Source organism: Arthrobacter sp. fls2-241-R2A-172, from assembly GCF_030208885.1.
Lineage (GTDB): Bacteria > Actinomycetota > Actinomycetes > Actinomycetales > Micrococcaceae > Arthrobacter.
The window spans coordinates 376,343-398,359 of the sequence record NZ_JARVTB010000004.1 but is presented as its reverse complement, the minus strand read 5'-3'; the positions used below and the strand labels follow the sequence as shown (position 1 = coordinate 398,359).

Below are 22,017 nucleotides of genomic sequence, written 5' to 3'. Positions count from 1 at the left end.
CCGCGGAGTGCTCCGCAGGATACTTGTTCCGGTTCCGCTATATGACCCGGACCCAGCCTGCCCAAGGCCGTGCACGTTGAGGAACGGCACGTCAATGACGCAGCTGAGAGGTAAAGCCCACCGCTATATGAAGGCTGAAGGTTAACAGGGAAGACGCAAATATCTACAATACGGGAAAGCAGCCTTCCTGTCTACCCCAGATCGTCCGGGATTGCAAGCACCGTTGCTGAAGGCACCTACATGCCCATGCATGAGGCGCAAGGAATGCCTTGATAGGCACCTTCGTTGAAGGGAGTAGGTTCACGCTCGCCCGCGATAGCCTTGCTACACCACTCCCGGATCGGAAGAGAGACCATGACCAACTCCGCTGACGACAATGATGTTGTCATTCTTGCCGCTTCCCGAACCCCACAGGGTCGGCTCAACGGGCAACTGGCGGGATTCACCGCCGTCGACCTTGGTGCGCACGCCATAACAGCCGCCCTGGCAGCCAGCGGCGCGAAAGCCGAACAGGTGGACGCCGTCATTATGGGTCAGGTACTGCAGGCCGGCGCCGGACAGAATCCGGCCCGCCAGAGCGCCATCGCCGCAGGTATCGGGTGGAACATCCCGGCCGTCACCATCAACAAGGTGTGCCTCTCCGGTTTGACCGCAGTGATAGATGCTGCGCGCATGATCCGTAGCGGGGACGCGACAGTGGTGGTTGCCGGTGGCCAGGAATCCATGAGCCGCGCTCCCCACCTCCTGCCGGGCTCCCGGCAGGGATGGACCTACGGAGCCATCCAGGCCCTGGACGTCGCCGCCCACGACGGCCTCACGGATGCCTTCGATGGCCAGTCAATGGGTCTTTCCACCGAAACCAAGAACGTCACGCTCGGCATTGACCGCACCTCCCAGGACGAGGTCGCGGCCGCTTCACACCAGCGGGCCGCCGCGGCCATCGCAGACGGGACGTTCGACGTCGAAATCGCTCCGGTCAGCGTGAAGCAGCGCAAGGGCGATCCGGTGGTCCTCACCACGGACGAAGGAGTGCGGCCCAACACCACCGTGGAAACGTTGGCACCCCTCAAGGCCGCCTTCGCCACGGACGGCACCATCACAGCCGGCAATTCCTCTCCCCTGTCCGACGGCGCCTCCGCACTGGTGCTGGCAAGTCGCCGCTTCGCCGAGGACAACGGTTTGGAGTACCTGGCCGTGGTCGGTAAGCCGGGCCAGGTGGCCGGACCTGACAATTCCCTGCACTCCCAGCCGTCCAACGCGATCGCCCAGGCGCTGAAGCGGGCGGGGTGGACGGCAGAGGACCTGGACTTCATCGAGATCAATGAAGCGTTCGGTTCAGTGGCTGTCCAGTCCCTGAAGGACCTCCGCTACCCCCTGGAAAAGTGCAACATCCACGGCGGTGCCATCGCACTTGGGCATCCCATCGGCGCCTCCGGTGCCCGGTTGGCCCTCCACGCAGCCCACGAACTCAAGCGCCGGGGGACGGGCAAAGCCGCCGTTTCCCTGTGCGGTGGCGGCGGCCAGGGCGAGGCCTTGCTCCTGTACCGCGACTGATGGGAGACAGCATGTCTGAAAACGTGATGGACGGAGCCGAGCGCTTCCTGAAGGATGCCGCCGCCCGCGGACTGGACGTCGACGTCGTCGAACGTCCCGCCGCCCGCAGCCTTGAGGAGGCGGCCGGCATCCTGGGCATCAGCCCCGCGGACATCGTGAAGTCGCTGGTGGTCAAACACCGCGATGGGAGCTTCCTGTTCGCGCTCATTCCTGGGGATCGCCAGATTTCCTGGCCGAAGCTGCGCGCATTGGTGGGCGTCAACAAGCTCTCGCTCCCCCACGCCGACATCGCTTTGGCTGCCACCGGCTACGAACGCGGAACCATTACGCCCTTGGGCAGTACCACCGCGTGGCCAGTGTACGCGGACGCCACCATCACGGGGCGTCGGATCTCCATGGGCGCAGGCGCGCATGGCCGCAGCGCTTTCGTGGACGCCGACTCGCTCACTGCGGCGCTCGGGGCGACCGTGGCGGACATCAGCGAACCTTCCTAGGTCAACGCGGGGTAACTTACGGCCGGTAAATCCCCTGGGGATGGGCCGTAAGTGACCCCGCGTTGCTGCTTAAAGCAGGAAGCCCCGCCCGGCTCCTTTGACGGAACGGGCGGGGCTTCCACAAGCAAAACGAGTTACTTGAGGGTAACCGTTGCGCCAGCTTCTTCGAGCTGAGCCTTTGCCTTCTCGGCAGCTTCCTTGGTGGCGCCTTCGAGAACAGCCTTCGGTGCGCTGTCAACCAAGTCCTTGGCTTCCTTGAGGCCGAGGGAGGTGATGGCGCGAACTTCCTTGATCACTGCGATCTTCTTGTCGCCAGCAGCTTCGAGAACGACGTCGAATTCGGTCTTCTCTTCAGCAGCTTCAGCAGCACCGCCGGCAGCGGGGCCAGCAACTGCAACAGCAGCAGCCGTAACTTCGAAGGTCTCTTCGAAGAGCTTGACGAACTCGGAGAGCTCGATGATGGTCAGTTCCTTGAAAGCTTCAATGAGCTCTTCGTTGCTGAGCTTCGCCATGGTGGCGTCCTTCCATTAGTTGGTGCGGATCCGGGCTAAACCGGTCCAAGCACCAGAGTTTGATTGAGGGGAGAACTTAGTTCTCTTCGGTTGCAGCTTCGGCAGCGGCCGGTGCTTCTTCAGCAGCCGGAGCTTCCTCTGTTGCAGCCTCTTCGGCGGCCGGGGCTTCTTCAGCGGCCGGTGCAGATGCGCCGCCCTCTTCTTCAAGCTTGAGGCGCAGAGCGTCGATGATGCGTGCAGCAGCGGATGCGGGAGCCTTGAGGACACCAGCAACGCGGGCAAGCTGCAGTTCGCGGGACTCGAGGGCTGCCAGTGCGGCAACTCCTGCTGCGTCCAATGCCTTGCCTTCGAAGACGCCGGTCTTGATGACCAGCTGCTTGTTGGCCTTGGCAAAGTCCGTCAGGCTCTTTGCAGCAGCAACAGCGTCACCCTTGATGAAGGCGATTGCAGTGGGGCCGGCAAGCTGATCGTTGAATGCTTCAACTCCAGCTTCCTTGGCTGCAATGGCGCTCAGGGTGTTCTTGACGACCGAGAACTTGGTGTCCTGGCCGAGTGCAACACGCAGTTCCTTGAGCTGTGCAACAGTGAGCCCGCGGTATTCGGTCAGGACAGCCGCGTTCGATTCCTTGAAATCGTTGGTGATCTCTGCAACTGCGGAGACCTTGCTAGGCGTTGTCATAACCCTCCTTCCGGGGATAAAAGCCGGTCTTCCGGGTCCCCGCTCACGAGAGCTAAAACTAAAAACGCCCCGCGCAGATGCACGGGGCTTGGCTCAACATGGTTTGATCCATGGAGACTTGCTTCGTTCACCTGCGCCGGCCGCCCTATGTTCAGGGTCCTTCGTCAAGGAATTCACTTGTGCCTCAGGGGCGCAGCTGCAGAATTGAGCTGGGCTCGAAAGAGTGGATTCCCATCAACCGACGGTCTTTGGTATTTCAAGATTACGGGAGACTGTGCAGCAAACCAAATCGGGGGCTGCCTAGTCGGACGTCGTTGCTCCGGATGCCCGCCCCGGAAGTTCCTTCTGCCACAAACCCGTGACACCCGCCGTCGCGAATCCAAGCTGCTTATTCACTGTGAGGAGGTAGCGGTTCTCGGGCGCATTCCATGTGTAGATCACCCGGGCATCAGGGAACTGCTCGCTGAGCCTTTCCATGTTGGCCACCTTGATCAGCAGGCCCAGCTTGTTGCCCCGGTGTTCCTGCAGGACCAGTGTGTCGTCCTGGAACACCACATCCTGGCGGTGTGCCAGGACGCTGATGGTGGTCAGGCCCACGATGCGTCCGCTCTCCAGGTGCTCGACGGCGGTCACCACCGTTCGCCGGCCCTGCGCCAATGCTGCGTCCTCGGTCTCCCGCAGGACGACGGGATCGAACACCATGCCCGTGGGTTCAACACCGGGGGCTTCGCTGTCCTCGTCGTCGCGGACCACCTCCCCGGCCGCGTTCTCCAAGGCGGCCACGGCCTCCAGCCATGGCTCCGGGCACCGGTCTGTCCAGTGATGCAACGCGTAGCGGCCGCCATTGGCCTCGTCGGCTTCCAACTGGAGGGTGGCCGCCAGTTTGGAATCGAGCGGCAGAATGCAGGAACTGAACTGCTCGATGTGCTGCAGCGTGTAGCCGGCCCGTTTCGCGAAATCCACCTCACGGCTGCTGACCGGAACGAAGCCCGCACCACTGCCGGGGATCAGCTGGTCCTCGGGAATCTCCGTCAGGGATGTGGCCGGGTGGTTGGTGTCCACCAGGACCATGGTGCGGCCTTCGGCCCGCGCCAGCTCCTCGGCCGCTTCCAACAACTGGCGTCCTACGCCGCGGCTCTGGAACTCAGGAAGGATGTCCAGGGTGAACTCGGCCAGGTCCATGTTGTCCGCCAGGGGCAAGGCGATATCCACGGTGCCCACGATGTCGCCGTCCACCTTGGCCACCAGGATGATTTGGCGTTCGTACGGATCGGAAAACTCGAGCAGCTTCTCCAAGGGGGTGTAGGCGAGGTCGTCACTCCCCCATGTCTCCATCCGGACCCTTCGCCCAACTTCCACGGCGGCCAGGAAATCATTGGCATCAGGGCTGTCCAGGGTGTCAGGCACCCACAGCTGCTCGATGTGAACGGTCTTCGCCTCGTCTACAGTCATCCCAGCCGTTTCTGCCATTCGCCTTCAAAGCCGGAGGGCTTGAATCCCAGGGCGATATTTATGGCCAGCATATGCCGGTTTTCATTGGCGTTCCATGTCAACACCGATGTGGCGCCCGGCCAGGAGTCCTTGGCGCTGCGCAGATTGGCGATCTTTATCACCATTCCCAAGCCATGACCCCGGTGTCCCGGAGCCACTAAGGTGTCCTCCTGGTAGATCACGGCAGGCCTCGCGTCACGGTAAGTCAGAACCGTATAGGCTGCCAGTTCACCAGTGGCATCGTGCCGGGCCGCCGCCGTCAGCGAGTCCCCGCCACTTGCCTGCCATGTGACTTCGTCCTGGCGCACCCGCGCAGCATCCCACTCCTCACCCTCCCAGCCCAAGCCGGCAAGGGGGACCTCTGTGCTCATCAAGCCCTTGAGCCTGGAAAAGGTGTCCACCAGGTCCTCCGGGCAGCTCCCCCGCCATGTTACGAGGCTGTAGCCCAATGCTTTGGGCGCCACTTCCGCTTCGCACTTCCGGAGCAGTGCTTCCGGCGCCGGGAAGGGCAGCAGGCTGCTCGTTTCGACCTGTTCCAACGAGTAGCCGTGGTGCAGGGCGAACCGGGTTGGCGCAGCGTTCAAGGGCACGCAACCTGCACCCGATTTCGACTCCAGGACTTCCGTGCCAGGTGCCACAAGCTGAATGGGCGCACCGCAATACGCATCGAAGGACACGCGTCCCCGTCCCCTCGCAATGCCCTCCAATTCTTTGAGGATCAGCGACCCAAAGCCACGCCGCCGATAAGGCGCGCTGACCACAACGTCCACGCCCGCCGTCGTCGTGTTCTCGCTCAAGGGCAGTGTCAGTGTTCCGCTACCCACAACGGTGCCGTCCAGGCGGGCCAGGAAAACCTGCCGTTCTTCGTAGTTGTTGCCCTGCCAGAAGAGCACCGCCTCGGCAAAGGTGGCGCAGCGGTCCAGGTTGCCCCACAGCTCCAATTCGTGGGCTTCCGCCAACTGCTGAAAAGCGCTGAAGTCGGCCGATCCACTGGCCGCGGGACTTTTGGGGACGGCGATCCGTTCTACGGACAGCTCCCCACGTGCTGAAATGTTCGACGTCGACACGCACCACAGCCTACGGCCCACCGCCCGCAAGGAACAGGCAGGACAACAAAAGGACCGCCCGGCTAAGCCGGACGGTCCTTCATGTTCAGAGCAAGGGCTCGTGAAGCTTACGCTTCGGTGAGGACCTTGGTGACGTTCGGGTCAACGGTGATGCCCGGACCGAACGTGGTGGCAACAGTAGCCTTCTGGATGTAGCGGCCCTTGGAAGCGGACGGCTTCAGACGAAGCACCTCTTCCAGTGCAGCTGCGTAGTTCTCGGCCAGCTTGTTGGCGTCGAAGGACACCTTGCCGATGATGAAGTGAAGGTTGGAGTGCTTGTCGACGCGGAAGTCGATCTTGCCGCCCTTGATGTCGTTGACAGCCTTGGTGACGTCCGGAGTAACCGTACCGGTCTTCGGGTTCGGCATGAGGTTACGCGGGCCGAGGACCTTACCGAGGCGGCCAACCTTGCCCATGAGGTCAGGGGTTGCCACTGCGGCGTCGAAGTCGGTCCAGCCGGCTGCGATCTTTTCGATCAGGTCATCGGAACCAACGAAGTCGGCGCCGGCAGCGATTGCTGCTTCAGCCTTGTCACCGGTTGCGAAAACGAGGACGCGGGCGGTCTTACCGGTGCCGTGCGGCAGGTTGACGGTGCCACGAACCATCTGGTCGGCCTTACGCGGGTCAACGCCCAAACGGAAAGCTACCTCAACGGTTGCGTCGAACTTGGAAGGGTTGGTGTCCTTCGCGAGGTTGATAGCTTCGACCGGGGCGTAGATCTTGCCAGCCTCGATCTTGGCTACGGCTGCCTCATATGCTTTGCTGCGCTTTGCCATGCTGCTGTTTCTCCTTGTGCAGTTGTGGTCTGCGGACCGCGCTGGGTCCTGCCACAGTCATGGGATCCGGCAAGGATCCTCACGACATTTCAATGTTCAAATGCCGGTTGCCCGGCGGGGGAAAGCTGGGATCAGCCCTCTACCGTGATGCCCATGGAACGGGCGGTGCCTGCGATGATCAGGGCAGCTGCCTTGATGTCGTTGGCGTTGAGGTCTTCCATCTTGGTGGAAGCGATCTCTTCAACCTGTGCCTGGGTCAGCTTGGCAACCTTGACGGTGTGCGGGGTAGCCGAACCCTTGGCAACGCCTGCAGCCTTCTTGATGAGCTCTGCAGCCGGCGGGGTCTTGGTGATGAAGGTGAAGGAACGGTCTTCGTAAACCGTGATTTCAACCGGGATAACGTTTCCGCGCTGGGATTCCGTTGCAGCGTTGTACGCCTTGCAGAATTCCATGATGTTGACACCGTGCTGGCCAAGCGCAGGACCGATCGGCGGAGCCGGGTTAGCGGCACCTGCCTGGATCTGCAGCTTGATGAGGCCGGTGACCTTCTTCTTGGGAGCCAATGTAGGGTCCTTCTCTCAATAGCTTCCTGGGACACAGGAGCGCGTCCCAGGTTGGTGGCCGCCATGGCAAGGCGGCCGGCCGCTCCCGAACTGCTAAGCAGGCAGGGCTGGAGCGAAATTTGTGAATCAGCTAGATCTTTGTGACCTGGTTGAATGCGAGCGTCACCGGGGTTTCGCGCTCGAAGATCGAGACCAGCACCACCAGGGTCTGGGACTCGGGCTTGATCTCGGAAATCGTGGCCGGGAGGGTCTCGAAGGGGCCTTCCTTGACGATGACCGATTCGCCGACCTCGAAGTCGACGGCCACGGGAGTCTGGTTCTGCTTGTTGACCGGCTTGCCCTGCTCTGCCTGCTCTTCTTCGAAGACCGGGGCGAGCATGGAGAAGACCTCATCCAAGCGCAGCGGAACCGGGTTGTGGGCGTTGCCTACGAAGCCGGTGACACCGGGAGTGTGGCGGACAGCGCCCCAGGAAGCGTCCGTCAGGTCCATGCGGACCAGGACATAGCCGGGGATACGCACGCGGTTAATGACTTTGCGCTGCGCGTTCTTGATCTCGACGACCTCTTCCATGGGCACCTGGATTTCGAAGATGTAATCTTCCATGTCCAGGGTCTGGATGCGGGTCTCAAGGTTGGCCTTCACGCGGTTCTCGTAACCGGCGTAGGAGTGGATGACGTACCAGTCACCCTCCTGGCGGCGCAGCTTGCCCTTGAATTCCTCGGCGGGATCCACGGGTGCTGCAGCAGCAGCGGCAGCCAGGGCATCGCCGTCGGAATCTTCCGCAGCGTCGTCTTCGTCCTCGACATCGGCGGATGCGTCATCCGACTCGTCATCCACGTCAGCCTCGAAAGCGTCTTCGGAATCGTCGGCGTCGGCAGATTCGGGCGCAGCGGAATCAACCTCGGACTCTTCCACAGCTTCAGCTGCGGCGTCGTCAGTTGCTTCCAGCTCAGTCTCGTTTACCTCGAGCTCCTGCTCAGACACTTGGTCTCCTGCTTCCTCATTGCCTAACATGCCTATTTAAATGGCTCAATTCCGCAAACCCTGTCTATCCGGAGGAATTGACACAGTTTGCGGACAGATCCGCTTAGCGGTCCTTGATGCCTGACCCACCGAAGACCCAGCTGGCACCGGTCCCGAAGGCGATATCCAGCAGGCTGACGATGACCATCATGATGACCACGAACACCAGCACCACGAGCGTGTAGTTGATCAGTTCCTTGCGGGTGGGGGCAACAACCTTCTTCAGTTCACCAATGACCTGGCGGACGAAGAGTGCAATACGGGCGAAGAAGCCGCGATCGGCTTTCTTGGCGGGACGGCCCTTTGAGCTGCTGGCAGCTGTTTCGGTCACCTGGTCCTCACTCACCTTGCAAAGTCGTTGACCCGACTCTGATCAGAGCCATGGTTGCTGCGCGTGTTCCGGCGTTTCCGCCGGAACAGCTTGCGCAGGGCAGACAGGACTCGAACCTGCAACCTGCGGTTTTGGAGACCGCTGCGCTACCAATTGCGCCACTACCCTATGGAATGAATCCATGTTTCAGGCCGCACTTCAGCCTGTGGTGCTTTTCAACACCGGTGAACCAGTCTACGCAAGAATTTCGCGATAGTCGAACCGGCCTGTTCAAGCACCTCCGGATCCTGGATAAAGCCTGTGACCAGCAACATCAGTCACAAACTCCGGCAGGCGCCCGGGAGCTCCGCAGAACAGCATAAGGTAGTTTACGTCGAATCCCATCATCCAGCCCATGAGCTGCCTGCGAAGAACGGTACCTAGATGTCAGCCGGAACAACTGCCGCCCGCATTTCACAGCGAATCTCCGCCATTGCCGAATCCGCCACCCTTGCCGTTGATGCCAAGGCCAAGGCATTGAAGGCCGCAGGACGTCCCGTGATCGGGTTCGGCGCGGGCGAACCCGACTTTCCTACGCCGGACTACATTGTCCAGGCAGCCATCGAAGCGGCCAGCCAGCCGAAGTACCACCGCTACTCCCCCGCAGGAGGTCTTCCCGAGCTGAAGAAAGCCATTGCCGACAAGACCCTGCGGGACTCCGGCTACAAGGTTGATCCTTCCCAGGTCCTGGTCACCAATGGTGGCAAGCAGGCCGTGTACAACACCTTCGCAACCTTGGTTGACCCGGGCGACGAAGTCATGATCCCCACCCCGTTCTGGACCACCTACCCCGAAGCCATCCGCCTCGCAGGCGGCGTGCCTGTGGAAGTTTTCGCCGGCCCCGAGCAGGGCTACCTGGTGACGGTTGAGCAGCTGGAAGCGGCGCTCACGGACAAGACCAAGATTTTGCTGTTCGTTTCTCCGTCCAACCCCACCGGTGCTGTCTACAGCCCGGAGCAGGTTGCGGAGATCGGCAAGTGGGCTGCGGCCAAGGGCCTGTGGGTGGTCACCGACGAAATCTACGAGCACCTCACGTACGACGGCGTTGAGTTCACCTCGATCGCCACTGCCGCCCCGGAGCTCGGTGACAAGGTAGTCATCCTCAACGGTGTCGCCAAGACCTATGCCATGACCGGCTGGCGCGTCGGTTGGATGATCGGCCCGGCAGATGTCATCAAGGCCGCAACCAACCTTCAGTCGCACGCGACGTCGAACGTTTCGAACATCATGCAGGTCGCGGCCGCCGCTGCCCTCACGGGCCCGCTGACCGCCGTCGACGAAATGAAGGTGGCCTTCGACCGCCGCCGCAAGGCGATAGTCGCCGGACTGAACGCCATTGAAGGCGTTGAATGCCCGACGCCGACAGGCGCCTTCTACGTCTACGCTGACGTGCGGGGCCTGCTGGGTAAGGAATTCGAAACGTCCAACGGCCCCGTCCGTCCGGAAACCTCCGCTGAACTGGCGGCGCTCATCCTCGACGAAGTTGAAGTTGCGATCGTTCCGGGCGAAGCCTTCGGCCCCTCCGGCTACGTCCGCCTGTCCTACGCACTCGGAGACGAAGACCTCGCCGAGGGCGTCCGCCGCATCCAGGAATTCCTGGGCAAGGCCAAATAACGGTCCGTCCTGACGGCGAACGCTCTTCCAACCCCGGCGGGTGGAAGAGCGTTCGCTTTTAAGCGGGCGGGACGTGATTGAGCGTTCGCGGTTAAGGGGGCGGGAGGTGATTGAGCGTTCGGCCCAAGGGGGCGGGACGTGAGAGAGCGTCAGAGGAGGCGGCGCTCGGCCGCCCACTTGGTGAGCTCATGCCGGCTGGAGAGCTGCAGCTTCCTCAAGACCGCGGACACATGCGTTTCAACAGTCTTGATGGAAATGAAGAGTTCCTTGGCCACTTCCTTGTAACTGTATCCGCGCGCGATAAGCCTCATGACTTCCAGTTCCCGGGCAGAGAGCTTGTCCAGTTCATCGTCCGCGATGTCCGCCGGAGCCGTCCCAAAGGCATCGAGCACGAAGCCCGCCAGCCGTGGCGAGAAGACGGCGTCACCATCGGCCACCCGGATCACGGCGTCGGAAATCTCCTTGCCGGAAATGGTCTTGGTAACGTAGCCTCGCGCGCCGGCGCGGATCACGGAAACCACGTCCTCGGCTGCGTCGGAGACGCTGAGGGCCAGGAAGCTGGTGGTACCAAGCAGCGCGTTTGAACCGGCGATGACTTCCCGGCCGCCCCCACCCAGGCCGCCCGGAAGGTGGACGTCAAGCAGCACCACCTCCGGGCGCTTCTCCGCTATCACGGCGATGGCTTGTTCCACGGTGCCGGCCTCGCCCACCACGTCCATGCGTTCATCGAGGTCGGCTTTGAGCCCGGAGCGGAAGATGGTGTGGTCATCCACGATCACCACCCGCACCCTGCGTCCCGCGCCACTGTCAGGGTTGGTATTCATTGCTTCGATTCTCCATTCCGAGCATCACTGGTCCGTTGTTCCCCGGCTTCCACGGTTGCCAAAGGGAGCACCAAGCGGACTTCCGTGCCTGCACTGCTGCTGGTGATTACCGCTGTACCGCCGTGCCGCTTCATGCGGCCGATGATCGATTCTTTGACACCCAACCTGTCTTCGGGGACAGCATCGGGATCGAAGCCGGGGCCGCGATCCTTAATGAAGATCTCCGTGCTGCCTGCCGTACTTTCCATGTACACAGAGACCGTTCCTCCACCATGCCTCGAAGCGTTGAGCATCGCTTCCCTGGCAGCCTGGACCAGGGCTTCATGCCGGTCCGTCATGGCGGTATCCCCCACTGTTACCACCTCGACTGCTTGGCCGTGGGAATCTTCCACCTCGGCCGCCACGGATTTTATGCGGTCAGCGAGGAGCCCGGATTCCTTGGCGGCGTCGCTGAAGAGCCAGGCACGGAGTTCGCGTTCCTGCGCCCTTGCCAGGCGCACCACGTCCTGTTCGGAACCGGCCCGGCGTTGGATCAGGGCCAAAGTCTGGAGGACGGAGTCGTGCAGATGCGCCGCGATCTCGGCCCGCTCCGTCTCGCGTACCCGCCCGGCCCGTTCGGTTTCCAGGTCCTTCCAAAACTTCAGGCCCCATGGCAGGAGCACCAAGGCCACCCCACCCAAAACAGCCACGGATGCCAGGAGCGCCAGCCACGTTTGCTCCCACGAACCCGAACCGGACACCATCACCAGGACGCCGGCCACCACCAGCGCCAGGCCTGCTGCCAATCGAACCCAGCCACCGGCTTGGTCGGCTTTCGTCTTGTCCACCAGGCCTGCCCTGCGGGTCTCATCCAACTGCATCCAGGCGATCGCCGCACCACCCAGGATGGCCGCAGCCGGGATCAGCGTCCCCAAGGGGACGTCCACGCCGAACTGGCGCGCGATCAGGATGGCCGCCACCAGCAGCAAGGCGGCGCCCAACAGGATTTCCTTGCCGTACTGGATCCGACGGAAGGAGAACCACGATGCCAGCGCTGTCCCGCCCCACCGGTCTTCAGCGGAGGCAGCGCCGAAGCCATACGGTGCTCCCTCCGGGCTGGCGGTACCTCCGGCCGCTGGCCCGGCCGTTGGTCCGGCAGCAGCCGTGCCACCCGCAGAACGGTCACCGGGCACGGTCGCCGACCCTCCGGCGTTGTACGCTGCTGTGGCGGGGCCGACGCCGGGTGCCGGCACGGGCGGCAGGCTCACCGCCGGGGCAATGGGCGACGCCGGTCGGCGGGCGTTGCGCTTGGCGTTCTCATCCGCGGTGGGAACCATGGTCCACAGCCACGCGTAAAAGGCCACGCCCGCTCCACCGGCGAAGCAAGCCAAAATCATGCCGAGCCGTATGTATTTGACGGGCCAGCCCAGGTGGTCGGCCAATCCACTGCAGACGCCCGCGATCATGCGGTCGCTGCTGCGAACCAGCGCGGGGCGTTGTACAGCGGTTGTCATGTACCAATCCAAGCACGGATCAGGGTGCCCCGGACCGGGAACCAGCGTGGTTCGGGGGTCTCTCAGGGATCATTCAGGGTATCCCCCAGTAGAGGGCACGGGGCGCGGAACGGCAGGATCGAAGTATGAACGCGAACAGCATGAACCCAGAGGAACCCGGAACGCCTGGCAATGCCGGCCCGTCCGGCTCCAGTGCCTACACCGGTGCTCCTGCGGGCACGGGTCCCGAGGGCGGAAAGGGCGCTCCCACCAGCGGGGACACGTCCCCTGCCCAGCAGAACTTCTTCGACTGGATCCGCAGCCAGGGCATCCGCCGCGGTCCGGACCGGTGGATCGGCGGCGTCGCGAGCGGCGTAGCCCACAGGTTCGGCATCGACCCCCTGATCGTGAGGGGCATCTTCATTGTCCTGGCGCTCTTTGCGGGCGTGGGCGTGCTCCTCTATGGCGTTGCCTGGGCACTCCTGCCGGAACCCGATGGCCGGATCCACGTACAGGAAGCTGCAGCGGGCCGCTGGTCCGGTGGCATGACGGGCGCGCTGATCACTACCATCATCGGCCTGCCGGGCCTGGGGCGCGGTTTCTGGGGCTGGGGATGGGATGGACTGCCCGGCCTGTTCTGGACCCTCTTCTGGGTGGGCGGCGTCTTCTACCTGATCTACTTCCTGGTCCAACGCAATAAGGCGTCGAAGGGGACTCCGCCCGTAGGGCAGCAAAACTACGCAACGGCTCCGGGCAGTTCGCCCGCCTACGGCACGCCCACCACTTACAGCGCCGCGACGGCGACGGGCACCAACACCGGCGTTCCTGTTTACGGCCCGGCCCAAGCCGGCACCACGCACCGCGGGCGTCCGAGTCCGTCCGGCAACTACGGTTCCGGCCCTGTTCCACCATCCGGCCCTGTTCCGCCGTCCGGACCTGTTCCACCGTCCGGCCCTGTTCCGCCGTCCGGACCTACTCCTCCACAGGGATGGCAGCAGAAACCAGCTGCCCCGAAGCGTAAGGGACCGGGTCCCGCGATCGTCGCAGTCTCTGCCGGTGCCGCACTGCTGGCCGGCGGAACGTTGAAGGCGCTCGACGCCGGTAACGTCATTGAGCTGGGCAACTCCGCAAACGCCGTGGTCTGGGCCACGGGGGCTGCGGTCCTAGGCATCGGCATCCTGGTGGCAGGTCTCCGTGGACGGACATCGGGGTTCCTGGGATTCCTGGCAATCGTGGCACTCATCATCGGCGGAATCTTCAACGTGGTTCCCAGGAACGGCGACCGCTTCAGCTTCCACGACGTGAACTGGGCACCCACCAGCCTGGAGCAGGCGCGCCAGGGCATCAATGTCACCGGAGCCCAAGGCCGCTTGGACTTGAGCGATATGACCCTGGCTGCGCCCCTGATCTCTGAAGTGGTGGTCCCCGTGGACGCCACCGCCAGCAACGTGACCGTTGTTATCCCGGACAACGTGCCCGTGGAGGTCAAGGCGGACATGACCTTCGGAAACCTCAACGAACGCGGCTCTGACCGCGGCGGCCGCCTCCAGGACGACACCACCGTCTACAACACGGACAAGCCCGGAGCCAACCTTGTGGTGAAAATTGACGGCACGTTCAGCAACGTGACCATCCAGGAAGGAAACTGACATGGGTACCAACGAGCCAGGCGAGGCACGCGACGCACAACCGACCGAGGCCCTGCCCAAGGAAACCCGTCCCACGCAGGCCCTTCCCAAGCCGCAGCTCCAGCAGATTCCCTTGACGCCCCCGCTGGAACCCACGTACCGGGTGGAGCCCAAGGACGACGATGAGCCTCGCCAGGCCAGGATCGGAACAATGGTGTGGGGTTTGATCGTCATCGCCTTGGCCGCCCTGATCGTCGTTTCCACTCTTGGCTGGGTGGCACTGAACGGCACCTATGTGCTGATCGGCCTCATGATTGGAGCCGGTGCGGCACTGATAGTCGGCGGCCTTTTGTCCGCCCGTAAGGGTTCAGCTAAATCAAAGAGTTCGGCACGGTGACTTGGCCGTGCACGTGACAAAGCATCCACAACAAGGAAGTGTGTAGCCATGGACAAGTTCTTCAGCATCGTCAGGGGTTTCGGCCTGAAGCGTGGGCCACAGCGTTGGCTGGGCGGCGTCTGCGGAGGGATCGCAGCCAAGCTCAACGTGGACGTGGCGTACGTCCGCGTCGCGTTCCTGCTCTTCTGCTTGCTCCCAGGGCCAGCATTCGTGGTCTACATCCTGGCTTGGCTCATCCTGCCGGACCAGCAGGGCAAAATCGCCCTCGAATCCTTCATTAGCCAGCGTTCCAGGTAATAGCCTGAATCGCAGAGAAGCGCCTTGCCTGCCGGCAGGGCGCTTTTGCTTGTTTTCAGGCAGGTTTCCAATACCGCACGGCCAGGCTAAAAAGTAACCGTTTGTGTCCCACCCCACATGCCCGTCTACAATCATGGGGAGCTCAGCGTGGCGCTCTGACGTATTCCTCCAAGCCATGAGTGAGCAAACATGAAAATTGGCATTCTTACCAGCGGCGGCGACTGCCCCGGCCTCAACGCAGTGATCCGCGGCGCAGTCCTCAAAGGCATCGCGATCCACGGCCAGGAGTTTGTGGGTTTCCGCGACGGCTGGCGTGGAGTTGTTGAAGGTGATGTCATCGACATCCCGCGCACCATGGTCCGCGGTATCGCCAAGCAAGGCGGAACCATCCTGGGCACCTCCCGGACCAATCCTTTCGAAAACGGCGGCGGCCCGGACGTCATCAAGGCGCACATGGAGCGCCTGGGCATTGACGCCATCATCGCGATCGGCGGCGAGGGAACCCTGGCTGCTGCCAAGCGGCTCACGGATGCCGGCCTGAAAATAGTCGGCGTCCCCAAGACCGTCGATAACGACCTCGACGCTACCGACTACACCTTTGGTTTCGACACAGCCGTGCAGATTGCCACTGAGGCCATCGACCGGCTTCGCACTACCGGTGAATCCCACCACCGCTGCATGATCGCCGAGGTCATGGGCCGCCACGTCGGCTGGATCGCCCTGCACGCTGGAATGGCGGCCGGTGCGCACGCCATCCTGATTCCGGAACAGAAGGCGAGCATCGAACAGATCACCGAGTGGGTCCAGGAAGCCCACGACCGCGGCCGTGCGCCGCTCGTGGTCGTGGCCGAAGGATTCGTACCTGACCACATGGAATCCCCGCACTCCGAACGCGGCCTGGACACCTTCGGCCGTCCGAGGCTTGGCGGCATCGCCGATCAGCTCGCCCCCGAGATTGAGGCCCGCACGGGCATCGAGACACGTGCCACTATCCTGGGCCACATCCAACGCGGCGGCGTCCCCACCGCCTACGACCGTGTCCTGGCGACCCGCCTTGGCATGGCCGCCATCGATTCCGTGGTTGAAGGCCGCTGGGGCACCATGGTCGCCCTCAAGGGAACGGACATCTCGCACGTCGGTTTCGAGGAAGCCCTGGGCAAGCTCAAGACTGTGCCCCAGCACCGCTACGACGAAGCGTCAGTCCTGTTCGGCTAGTCCGCTAGGCTGAATCCATGACATTAGAGCCCACGTCCGCTGCAATTATCCAGCTGGCGTGGGCTCGCCATTTAGGGCTCGACGACGACGCTTTCGCCACCGCCGCTGCCAGGCTCGCCTCTACCGGGGCTGCCCCGGGAGAACCTGCCCACAGAATCACCCGTGTGGACGAGTCCGCCCGGGACGTTGTGTTTCTGCGGTTGTTCGGGGTGTCAGCCCTGGTGGGACCGCAATGGGCACTGGACGCGGCAGCAGGGATCCCGGACACGGACCTCGCACAGCATGTGACGCTGTTGACCCTCACCCGTTCACATGGGGGGCACGGACTGGGATCGTCGGCTTTGTTCTTCGCCGACGATCTGCCGCTCCAACAGCCCTCTGACGACCTCATGGTTTCGCCGGGCAACCCCGAAGCCATCCTCCTGGAAGGGCTGTGCCCTCCGGATGACGTGAACGAAGTGGGGCTCCAAGGCCTTGAACACCGGTTCACCATCATGAATCCGGCAGATGAGCAATCCACGCCTGTGGCCTGCGGAGCCTACTCCGAGTGGGAGGGGATACTGGCCGACATGGGTGTGCTGGTTGCTCCGCCATGGCGCCGGCGCGGCCTGGGAACACTGGCTGCTTCCATCGCCGCCCACGAAGCCCTCGCAGCTGGCCTTACGCTCCAATGGAAGTCCGACGTCAGCAACACCGGAGCACTTGCGATGGCCCGCCACCTTGGCCTCGCCACGGGCGGTCTCCACGCAAGCGTTCGGCTCGGCTGACTCCTCGCGGAAGTTTTGTACAGCTGACGGCCCAAAGAAGCGCCAATGAGCACGTCAGCTGCACAAGAACACCACTGCTAGCTCTGGAGTTCGGCGTTCGCTTCCTCGGCTTGTGCCGGAGCCTTGCCACCCCAACCTGATACGGACTTCGGCTTCGCGAAGAACAACGCCACGATGGCGCCGACCAGGACGGCAAAGGCGGGCAGCAGGATTGACTGGCTCATCGCCGTCGAGAATCCTGCGTGGAGGAACTCCGGCAGGACGCCGCCCATGGACGCTTCGCCGGCCGGTGCACCGGCCGGTGCTGCCGGCAGTTCCGCGGCCAGGCGGGATTGGATCAAGGCAGCGATAGCGGCCGAACCCAGTACAGCGCCAATCTGGCGAGTGGTGTTGAAGACACCTGAACCAGCACCAGCCTGGCGGGGATCCAGGTTGCGTGTGGTGGCATTGGAGACCGGGCCCCAAATGAAGCCATTGGCAACACCCTGCAGAGCGCTCGGCAAAAGGAACATCCAGATGGGCGTATCAGGACCCAGCAGGGACGCCGTCCAGAACAAGGCACCCGACAAGCACAGCAAGCCGAAGGCTGCGAACCACCGCGGGTTGGCACGGTCGATCAGCTTGCCCACGAACGGCGCCAGTGCACCGGAAATCACGGCCATGGGGATCATGAGCAGCGCCGACTGCGTAGGCGTCAGGCCGCGAACCGTCTGGTAGTAGAAAATAGTAGGCAACGGAAACGCGGTCACAGTAAAGCCAACAACCATAATGGCGGTGTTGCCCAGCGAGAAGTTCCGGTCCTTGAACAGGCCCAGCGGAAGCAATGGCTCACCGCCGCGGCGCTCAAGAATCCACTGCCATGCGACAAAGAGGGCCAGCACAACAAGTCCCGTGATGATGAGTCCCCACACCGAAATGACACCGGAAACGGTGCCCCACTTGTAGGTCTGTCCCTCCTGGATGCCAAACACCAGCAGGAACATGCCGACGGCGGAAAGCAGCACTCCGACGACGTCGAAGGTGTGGCTGTGCGTGGTCAGCTTCGGCACGAAACGGGTCACCAGGATGAAAGCGACGAGTCCGATGGGAACGTTGACGAAGAAGATCCACTCCCATCCGAGGCTGTCCACCAGGACACCACCGAGGATGGGGCCGACGAGGACTGCCATGCCTGCAGTGGCACCCCACAGGCCCATGGCCGCACCCCGACGGTCCGGCGGGAAGATCCGGGTGATGACGGCCATGGTCTGGGGTGTCATCATGGCAGCACCCAGTCCCTGGACTGCGCGGGCGGCGATCAGCATGGTGACATCACCAGAGAGGCCGCACCACAAGGAAGCCAGGGTGAAGACCACCAGGCCAATCAGGTAGAGGTTCTTGGGACCGAACCGGTCACCCAACCTGCCGGTGATCAGCAGGGGCACCGCATAGGCCAGCAAGTAGGCACTCGTGACCCAGATGACGGCGTTGATGTCGGTGTTGAGGCCCTCCATGATGCGCGGATTCGCGACCGACACAATGGTGGTGTCGATGAGGATCATGAAGAACCCCACGACGAGTGACCACAGCGCGGGCCACGGTTTAGCTACGTTTTCCAAGGGATTCCTTAGGCTTGTTTGAAAGTTCGACAGGAGTTGGCCGGGGTTCATCCCAGGGCAGTTGCCCGCTGCTCAACTCCTCGAGGAGACCGCGGATCCACGCAATCTCCGTACGGCGCATGGCCTGTTGGTAAGAGATATCAATCCAGTACTTACGGTCCAATCCTTTGCCAGTCACGACGTCCTCGGCATGGACCAGGAAGTCGAGGTCGGCGGTGAGTGCCACCACCCGTTGTTCCAGCAATTCGGCCACCACCAGGGCCGGCAGGTGGTGGGCTTCGGCGATGGCGTGGGGGAAAATCGGATACTCATTGACGGGCGTGGACAGCATGGCCTGCAGCCGCGAGTCCAAGGCCTGGTGGCCGGCATCCGTAATCCGATACGTCGTCCGCTCGGGCCGGTTACCTTCCCGCTCGGTTCCGGTGGCCTCCACGAGTCCGTTTTCCTCGAGGCGGCCGACCGAGTGGTACAGCGTACCCGGACGAACCTTGACCAGCCGGTCTTCATGGCGGGCCATGAGCAGCTGGTACATCTCGTAGGGATGCATTGGCCCTTCGGCCAGAAGAGCCAACGACGCCACACCAAGTGGCGTCAGTTCTGCAGCTTTGGGCATACAGCGCCTTCCCCTCATATATTCCACAACAACTATTCCACGTGGAATAGTATGACGCAAGAAAGCCCGGCCGCCATGGCGACCGGGCCGTCCTGGTGGTGGTTCAGCCCAGGAGTGCCAGGATCTCCGCCCGGGCAAACATCGCGGCGGCCTCCCGGGCGGTGGGCTGACCGGCGTCGGGGTCCGCACCCGCATCCAGCAGGACCCGTGCGACGCTGGTGTAGCCCTTGAAAACAGCGCCGGCAAGTGGCGTCTGGCCGCGGTCGTTGGCCGCATTGACGTCAGCGCCGTGATGGAGGATCAGCTGCACGGCCTCTTCGTGGCCGTGGTAGGCGGCCAGCATCAAGAGGGAATCCCCTGCGGCATTGGTCAGGTTCGCCGGAGCACCGGCATCCAAGTAGCCCCTCAGTAAGTCCGTGTTTCCTTCACGGGCAGCATCGAACAGAGCGTGGGCGAGTGCCAAGGCGTCGTCGTCTGCGCCGCCCTCGGTACCGGCGTTGGTGGGTTGGCTCATCGGTGGGGTCCCTTCAGGAATCCGGTCTGGCGCCCGACGACCTGGCCGGCGTCGGGGGCGACGATCACTTCCTGGGCAGCGGCGTAAGGCTCGTCACCGTCCATCACCGTCAGGTCTTCTTCAGCCGACACTGACCGCTTGATGACAGCCAAGGCCACTGGCCCCATTTCGAAGTGCTGCGCCACAGATGTCAGGGTACCCACCTTGCGTTCCCCGGCAAATACGACACTGCCGACTGCCGGCAACGTGTGCTGCGAACCGTCCAACTGCAGGAACACGAGGCGCCGCGGCGGGTGCCCCAGGTTATGGACCCGCGCGATGGTCTCCTGGCCCTTGTAGCAGCCCTTGTTCAAATGGACGGACGTGCGGAGGAGATCCAATTCGTGGGGAATGGTCTTCTCGTCAGTCTCAGCGCCAAGCCTCGGCCGCCACGCGGCAATACGGAGGGCATCCGCGGCCATCGCGCCAGCCAACGGCAGGCCATCCACGGCATGTTCCAGCTCAGCGGACGGGACCAGGTACTCGAACCAGGGCCGCTCGAGGCCCGGATGGGACTCCTCCGGGACGATGCTGTAGGCGTAGCCGCCCGGGCCGACACGCGGCCACGGATCTTCCCACACCAGGCTCGACGACAACTGCTCTACGGGCTTGGTGGCACCCACCACCGCCCACTGCTCAGAGACGTCCTGGATGTCGACACGGAGCATGAACTTCATCTTGTTCAGCCACTCGGCCAAGGGACCTGCTTCTGCCGCCTCGACGATCAGCCAGGTGGTCGCGCCGTCGTCAATGACCCGGGCATCAAATTCAATGCGGCCTTGGACACTGAGGAGGAGCAACTCGCTTGAGACGCCGGCCTGCAGATTGGTGAGCTGCTGCGACGACAGCGTGTTGAGCCAGCTGAGCCGGTCCGGGCCGGACACAGTCACCACCCCGCGATGCGAAAGATCGACGACGGCGGTTCCGGTCGCCAGGGCGCGCTGCTCCCGCAGGGGTTCACCGTAATGCGCCGCGACACCGGCGTCGAGGCCGGTATCTTCGACCGCGCCAGGGCGCGACAACAGGGGGCTCTTGTAAGTCATATGTAGTAGAAGTCCTTGCGCCTTAGCGGTATTCCGGATTCTCGAAATCAAAACGGGTGCCGGCTTTCCACTCCGCCGGAAGATTGCCGTACGCGGGGATCCCGCCGGCGTCCCGAAGGATCTTGGCCATGTGCAGGAGGTTCCACGTCATGAACGTGGTGTTCCTGTTGGTGAAATCACTCTCGGGGCCACCCGATCCTTCGTCCAGGTAGCTGGGGCCCGGACCCACGGGACCGATCCACCCGGCGTCGGCCTGGGGCGGGATCGTGAAGCCGACGTGCTGGAGGCTGTACAGCACGTTCATGGCGCAGTGCTTGATGCCGTCTTCGTTGCCAGTGATGAGGCAACCGCCGACTTTCGGGTAGAACGCCCACTGGCCCTTGCTGTTCAACTCGCCGGAATGGGCATACAGGCGTTCGATCAGCTTCTTGGTCTGCGATGAATTGTCACCCAGCCAAATAGGACCGGCAACCACCACAATGTCGGCATCGCGCACTGCGGGGTAGAGCTCGGGCCATTCGTCCGTCGCCCAACCATGTTCCCGCATGTCCGGGTAGACGCCGCTGGCGATGTCGTGGTCCACCGTGCGGATGAGCGTGGTGGAAACGCCCTGCTTTTCCATGATGGCGCGGCTGATGCTGATCAGGCCGTCAGTATTGCTCAACTGCGGCGAAGGCTTAAGGGTGCCATTGAAGAAGACGGCCTTCAGGCCCTCGTAGCCCTGGGGCTTGAGGTTGGTGTTCACTATCTGCTCCTTTTGCTGGTTGCTGGGCGGAACGTACAGTGAGACCTCTTGTCAGGAAGACCTCTTGTCAGGAAACCCTGTTGAGGAAAGCCGAGGCGTGCGCTTCGAGGGCCTTGCCACTGGCAGCAACATCCCAGCGCCATAGCAGGTTGCCATCAACCAGGCCGAAGATCCGGGTAGCTGCGGTGTACTCCTTGGAGTGGCTTCCGCGCATCACCATGTCGGTGCTGAGCTGGATCTGGGGCCCCTTGATCTGGCCATAGTAGAGCTCGGTGATGCCACCGGGATGGGCAATCGACACGGAAATGTCGAAGCCGCCGTCGTCGTTCCGGCGCTCCTCCACCTCGTCCGCGGTCTTGAGCACAGGGACGATGTCGGCCGGAATCAGTCCCGGGCCGCCGTCGCCCTCTTCAAGCTTTCGCTCCAAGGCCCAGAAACCCGTCTCAACCGTCAACGGGCGCAGCTTTGCGCCGGCGTCGTCACTGAGCCAGGTTTCGGCCCTGTACTGCAAGTACGGAAGGCCGTTGTGGGTGAAGGAGACATGCTGGACGAAGTGCTCGGAATCCTCGTCTCCACTGCCTAGCCGTCCACGGCCTTCCCACTCACCAATGAGCCAGGAAAGGGGGACGAGTTCAGGCGTCAGGTCAGTTGGGATCTCAATAGGCACAGCGGCAACCTTGCT

At 62.9% G+C, this 22,017-nt stretch carries 24 protein-coding genes and 1 tRNA gene; 8 read left to right on the top strand and 17 right to left on the bottom strand.

Features of this window, described 5'->3' with window-relative positions; genetic code table 11:
• The first annotated feature begins 354 nt into the window (after positions 1-354).
• Positions 355-1,554 (top strand): acetyl-CoA C-acetyltransferase, encoded by a 1,200-nt coding sequence (locus QRM57_RS10010; RefSeq protein ID WP_235517130.1) that lies wholly within the window; start codon positions 355-357, stop codon positions 1,552-1,554.
• An 11-nt stretch (positions 1,555-1,565) separates the two neighbouring features.
• Positions 1,566-2,048 (top strand): aminoacyl-tRNA deacylase, encoded by a 483-nt coding sequence (locus QRM57_RS10005; RefSeq protein ID WP_235517131.1) that lies wholly within the window; start codon positions 1,566-1,568, stop codon positions 2,046-2,048.
• 134 nt (positions 2,049-2,182) lie between these two features.
• Here QRM57_RS10005 and rplL read toward each other — a convergent pair whose 3' ends face one another.
• From rplL to QRM57_RS09960, 9 genes are all read right to left on the bottom strand, one after another.
• Positions 2,183-2,560 carry a 50S ribosomal protein L7/L12 gene (rplL, locus tag QRM57_RS10000; RefSeq protein ID WP_011775604.1) on the bottom strand — a complete coding sequence of 126 codons (378 nt, stop codon included), beginning with the start codon at positions 2,558-2,560 and terminating at the stop codon, positions 2,183-2,185.
• A 76-nt stretch (positions 2,561-2,636) separates the two neighbouring features.
• Positions 2,637-3,239 (bottom strand): 50S ribosomal protein L10, encoded by a 603-nt coding sequence (gene rplJ / locus QRM57_RS09995; protein WP_235517132.1) that lies wholly within the window; start codon positions 3,237-3,239, stop codon positions 2,637-2,639.
• A 300-nt stretch (positions 3,240-3,539) separates the two neighbouring features.
• Positions 3,540-4,709 carry a GNAT family N-acetyltransferase gene (locus QRM57_RS09990; protein ID WP_284986476.1) on the bottom strand — a complete coding sequence of 390 codons (1,170 nt, stop codon included), beginning with the start codon at positions 4,707-4,709 and terminating at the stop codon, positions 3,540-3,542.
• Complete coding sequence (locus tag QRM57_RS09985; RefSeq protein ID WP_284986475.1) at positions 4,688-5,797, bottom strand: GNAT family N-acetyltransferase; 1,110 nt, start codon at positions 5,795-5,797, stop codon at positions 4,688-4,690. Before QRM57_RS09985 ends, QRM57_RS09990 begins: the two co-directional genes overlap by 22 nt.
• 107 nt (positions 5,798-5,904) lie before the next feature.
• Positions 5,905-6,612: a 50S ribosomal protein L1 gene (gene rplA, locus QRM57_RS09980; protein WP_284986474.1), complete on the bottom strand. Its 708-nt coding sequence runs from the start codon at positions 6,610-6,612 to the stop codon at positions 5,905-5,907.
• A gap of 131 nt (positions 6,613-6,743) precedes the next feature.
• Positions 6,744-7,175 (bottom strand): 50S ribosomal protein L11, encoded by a 432-nt coding sequence (gene rplK / locus QRM57_RS09975; protein WP_011775609.1) that lies wholly within the window; start codon positions 7,173-7,175, stop codon positions 6,744-6,746.
• Between the two features lie 130 nt (positions 7,176-7,305).
• The gene (gene nusG, locus QRM57_RS09970) at positions 7,306-8,160 is read right to left on the bottom strand and encodes a transcription termination/antitermination protein NusG (RefSeq protein WP_284986473.1); all 855 of its coding nucleotides are present in this window, start codon (positions 8,158-8,160) and stop codon (positions 7,306-7,308) included.
• Between the two features lie 103 nt (positions 8,161-8,263).
• The gene (gene secE, locus QRM57_RS09965; RefSeq protein WP_235517137.1) at positions 8,264-8,545 is read right to left on the bottom strand and encodes a preprotein translocase subunit SecE; all 282 of its coding nucleotides are present in this window, start codon (positions 8,543-8,545) and stop codon (positions 8,264-8,266) included.
• Positions 8,546-8,625: 80 nt separating this feature from the next.
• A tRNA-Trp gene (locus QRM57_RS09960) sits at positions 8,626-8,698 on the bottom strand.
• A 255-nt stretch (positions 8,699-8,953) separates the two neighbouring features.
• On the opposite strand from QRM57_RS09960, the gene QRM57_RS09955 reads away from it, so the two are divergent.
• Complete coding sequence (locus QRM57_RS09955; RefSeq protein WP_284986471.1) at positions 8,954-10,183, top strand: pyridoxal phosphate-dependent aminotransferase; 1,230 nt, start codon at positions 8,954-8,956, stop codon at positions 10,181-10,183.
• 149 nt (positions 10,184-10,332) lie between these two features.
• On the opposite strand, the gene QRM57_RS09950 is transcribed toward QRM57_RS09955, so the two are convergent.
• Together QRM57_RS09950 and QRM57_RS09945 are read right to left on the bottom strand one after the other, a co-directional pair.
• On the bottom strand, positions 10,333-11,007 hold the full coding sequence (locus tag QRM57_RS09950; RefSeq protein WP_257370563.1) for a LuxR C-terminal-related transcriptional regulator: 675 nt from the start codon (positions 11,005-11,007) through the stop codon (positions 10,333-10,335).
• Entirely contained in the window at positions 11,004-12,500 is a 1,497-nt protein-coding gene (locus QRM57_RS09945) for an ATP-binding protein (protein ID WP_284986470.1), read from the bottom strand. The genes QRM57_RS09950 and QRM57_RS09945 overlap by 4 nt, the downstream gene beginning before the upstream one ends.
• 125 nt (positions 12,501-12,625) lie before the next feature.
• Between QRM57_RS09945 and QRM57_RS09940 the strand changes: the two genes are divergently transcribed.
• The 5 genes from QRM57_RS09940 (at position 12,626) to QRM57_RS09920 (ending at position 16,783) form a co-directional block, all read left to right on the top strand.
• Positions 12,626-14,128, top strand: coding sequence for a PspC domain-containing protein (locus QRM57_RS09940; RefSeq protein WP_284986469.1), 1,503 nt, complete (start codon positions 12,626-12,628; stop codon positions 14,126-14,128).
• 1 nt (position 14,129) lies between these two features.
• Positions 14,130-14,504, top strand: a complete 375-nt coding sequence (locus tag QRM57_RS09935; RefSeq protein WP_284986468.1) for a hypothetical protein — start codon at positions 14,130-14,132, stop codon at positions 14,502-14,504.
• Between the two features lie 48 nt (positions 14,505-14,552).
• Positions 14,553-14,801, top strand: a complete 249-nt coding sequence (locus QRM57_RS09930; RefSeq protein ID WP_235517143.1) for a PspC domain-containing protein — start codon at positions 14,553-14,555, stop codon at positions 14,799-14,801.
• 189 nt (positions 14,802-14,990) lie between these two features.
• Positions 14,991-16,016 (top strand): 6-phosphofructokinase, encoded by a 1,026-nt coding sequence (locus QRM57_RS09925; RefSeq protein ID WP_018776708.1) that lies wholly within the window; start codon positions 14,991-14,993, stop codon positions 16,014-16,016.
• 17 nt (positions 16,017-16,033) lie between these two features.
• Entirely contained in the window at positions 16,034-16,783 is a 750-nt protein-coding gene (locus tag QRM57_RS09920) for a GNAT family N-acetyltransferase (protein WP_284986467.1), read from the top strand.
• Positions 16,784-16,860: 77 nt separating this feature from the next.
• On the opposite strand, the gene QRM57_RS09915 is transcribed toward QRM57_RS09920, so the two are convergent.
• The 6 genes from QRM57_RS09915 to QRM57_RS09890 all read right to left on the bottom strand — a co-directional run bounded on the left by QRM57_RS09915 (position 16,861) and on the right by QRM57_RS09890 (position 22,002).
• On the bottom strand, positions 16,861-18,381 hold the full coding sequence (locus tag QRM57_RS09915; protein WP_284986466.1) for a DHA2 family efflux MFS transporter permease subunit: 1,521 nt from the start codon (positions 18,379-18,381) through the stop codon (positions 16,861-16,863).
• Positions 18,365-18,994: a PadR family transcriptional regulator gene (locus QRM57_RS09910; RefSeq protein ID WP_257370569.1), complete on the bottom strand. Its 630-nt coding sequence runs from the start codon at positions 18,992-18,994 to the stop codon at positions 18,365-18,367. Before QRM57_RS09910 ends, QRM57_RS09915 begins: the two co-directional genes overlap by 17 nt.
• Positions 18,995-19,097: 103 nt before the next feature.
• Positions 19,098-19,508: an ankyrin repeat domain-containing protein gene (locus QRM57_RS09905; protein WP_284986465.1), complete on the bottom strand. Its 411-nt coding sequence runs from the start codon at positions 19,506-19,508 to the stop codon at positions 19,098-19,100.
• Positions 19,505-20,590: a CAF17-like 4Fe-4S cluster assembly/insertion protein YgfZ gene (gene ygfZ / locus QRM57_RS09900; RefSeq protein ID WP_284986464.1), complete on the bottom strand. Its 1,086-nt coding sequence runs from the start codon at positions 20,588-20,590 to the stop codon at positions 19,505-19,507. Before ygfZ ends, QRM57_RS09905 begins: the two co-directional genes overlap by 4 nt.
• Before the next feature lie 22 nt (positions 20,591-20,612).
• Entirely contained in the window at positions 20,613-21,335 is a 723-nt protein-coding gene (locus QRM57_RS09895; RefSeq protein WP_235517150.1) for a flavodoxin family protein, read from the bottom strand.
• Between the two features lie 67 nt (positions 21,336-21,402).
• On the bottom strand, positions 21,403-22,002 hold the full coding sequence (locus QRM57_RS09890; RefSeq protein WP_235517151.1) for a nitrobindin family protein: 600 nt from the start codon (positions 22,000-22,002) through the stop codon (positions 21,403-21,405).
• Positions 22,003-22,017: the final 15 nt, after the last annotated feature.